Annotated in this window: 2 protein-coding genes; both read left to right on the top strand. The window is 45.2% G+C overall.

From position 1 onward, the window contains the following. The first annotated feature begins 132 nt into the window (after positions 1-132). Positions 133-942 carry a tyrosine-type recombinase/integrase gene (locus SYJ56_RS25705; protein ID WP_323839249.1) on the top strand — a complete coding sequence of 270 codons (810 nt, stop codon included), beginning with the start codon at positions 133-135 and terminating at the stop codon, positions 940-942. Continuing rightward, positions 942-2,111, top strand: coding sequence for an IS91 family transposase (locus SYJ56_RS25700; RefSeq protein ID WP_323839248.1), 1,170 nt, complete (start codon positions 942-944; stop codon positions 2,109-2,111). The genes SYJ56_RS25705 and SYJ56_RS25700 overlap by 1 nt, the downstream gene beginning before the upstream one ends. The last annotated feature ends 293 nt before the right edge of the window (positions 2,112-2,404 follow it).

The following is a 2,404-nucleotide window of genomic DNA, read 5'->3' as shown; positions in this document are numbered from 1 at the left end:
GTTGAACTAAACCGACTGCGTCGGTAGTTTTTTGACTCAACTCACTGATTTATAATGGTTAAGGTTTATTTTTATTCTATGTTTCATTATTAAAATCTTAGAAATCATGGAAAAAAAAGCCTGCGTGAGCGCATGTATGAATATATGCGTCTTCGTAACTATTCTCCCCGAACGATCAAGACTTATGTCTGTTCTGTAGCCGCCGTATCGAAAGGTCTGGGTAAAAGCCCTGATTTGATCACTACAGAAGAGCTGAAGTCCTATCTGTTTGGAAAGATCGAACGTGACGGTCTTTCTCCGACCAGTATCAATCATACGATCAGTGCCTTTAAAATTCTTGTCAAAGATGTACTGGGCAGGGAATGGGATCCTTTCAAAATCCGGCGTCCCAAAAAATCCAAACCGATTCCGGTGGTATTTTCCAGAGAGGAGATAGTCCGTATTTTGCAATGTCTGACAAACAAGAAACATTATTGCGTGATTGCGCTGACCTATGCGTCTGGTCTCCGGCTAAGTGAGGTAGTGACCTTAAAGCCGGAAGATCTTGACAGCGACCGCATGCAGATCAGGGTAAGATCAGGCAAGGGGAAGAAAGGTAGATATACAGTTCTCCCCGAAGGATTGCTTGGAAAACTAAGGGAATATTACCGCATCTACCGTCCTGTTGAATATCTGTTTGAAGGGCAGAAAAAAGGGTCTCCCTACAGCCATACCAGTGCCCAGACAATCCTTAGAAAAGCACTTAAAACTGTAAAGATCACCAAACAGGCCTCTTTCCATACGCTTCGCCATTCTTTTGCTACCCATCTGCTGGAGCAGGGGGTGAACGTGCGTGTAATACAGGAATTGCTAGGGCATCGCTCACTCAATACCACTACGGTGTATTTACATGTCTGCCGTTTCGAGCCTTCCCATATCCAAAGTCCCCTGGACCGCCTGTGATGGAAACGGTCAACACACGCTCGGGTGGCCCCGAACTTGCTGATGTCTTCAGGAGTTGCGGACAGGAATACCTTTCCGGGCACCGGCTCACCACATGCCAGCACAAGGCTTTTGATGCTATTATATCCTGTAGGACTTCACAGATGGGGAGCCACACCCTCACATGTGACCACTGCGGTCATACGAAGGTCTGTTACAACAGTTGCCGCAACAGACATTGTCCTAAGTGCCAGTATGTCCGTCAGTTGCTTTGGGTGGAAAAGCTTAAAGTAAGACTTCTTCCTGTACGTTATTTTCATGTGGTGTTTACTATCCCCGAGGTACTCAGACCGCTGTTTTACCTCAACCAGAAAATCTGTTACGATCTGCTGTTTGCCAGCTCTGCCCTTGCGGTGAGAAAAACTTCCGCAAATCCTGAATTCCTGGGTGCCCAGACAGGAAGCCTGGCAGTGCTTCATATCTGGGGGCAATCACTGAGTTACCATCCGCATATCCACATGCTTGTCCCTGCAGGTGGGCTGGATCAGGACGGTATGGAGTGGATTCCTTCACACAGAAAGTTCTTTGTTCCCGTCAACGCATTATCCGCAGTATTCAGGGGAGTTTTCTTCAGTAGACTAAAGATACTTTTGGAGAAAAACGTACTTACCATTCCGGGTGAATCATTGGATTTATATACGGATATTGGAGAACTCAGAAAAGTGCTTTATGAAAAAAACTGGCACGTATACATCAAGAAGACTTTCCGTGGGGCAGGTCAGGTGGTCAGTTATCTGGGTAGGTATACCCATCGGGTTGCGATCAGTAACAGCAGGATTCTGGAATTAGAGAATACCGAAGTCAGCTTCCGTTGGAAAGACTACAGAATTGGCACTACTAAAGTCATGAAGCTGGCTATTGGGGAATTCGTGCGAAGGTTCTTGCAACACATCCTGCCCGGACGGTTCTACAAAATCAGGTATTATGGCATTCTTTCTTCAGCTGCCAGTGACAAACTAGGGAAGTGTTTCAGTTTACTGAATCTGCCCCGGCCTTTTTCACCCTATCAGGGATTAACGACCTACGAGATCTTGGAGGCCATACTAGGCAAGGCTACTTTTGTTTGTGAGTGCTGCAAAGAAGGTAAAATGGTATTCGCAATCCCGGAGACTGAAATGGACAGTACCTAAATAATCTTATGAGTTTCGTTCTTTGAAAAGCTTCAATCTATTATCTTGGGATGCGGGGAATTCCGGGGAAACCTATGTCTGGTTAGGAAGGTAAATCCTGAAATTAAGAAGGGAATTGAAGGAAAAAGGGCAAAATAGCCCCCAGTATTCCATGAAAGCAAAAAATACAAACCCATTAAAAGTCCATAGGAGAAAACGGCTTAGTCCAACACAGTTTTAACCGCAATCCGGGTGAGGTTTTTGGATAATGGGTGTTTTTTTTTGCCGGAATGCGTTTAAAACTCTTTACGTTA

It is taken from the genome of Algoriphagus aurantiacus (assembly GCF_035156405.1).
Lineage (GTDB): Bacteria > Bacteroidota > Bacteroidia > Cytophagales > Cyclobacteriaceae > Algoriphagus > Algoriphagus aurantiacus.
Note: the sequence above shows the minus strand (reverse complement) of the source record. Positions and strands in the feature narration are given on the sequence as shown.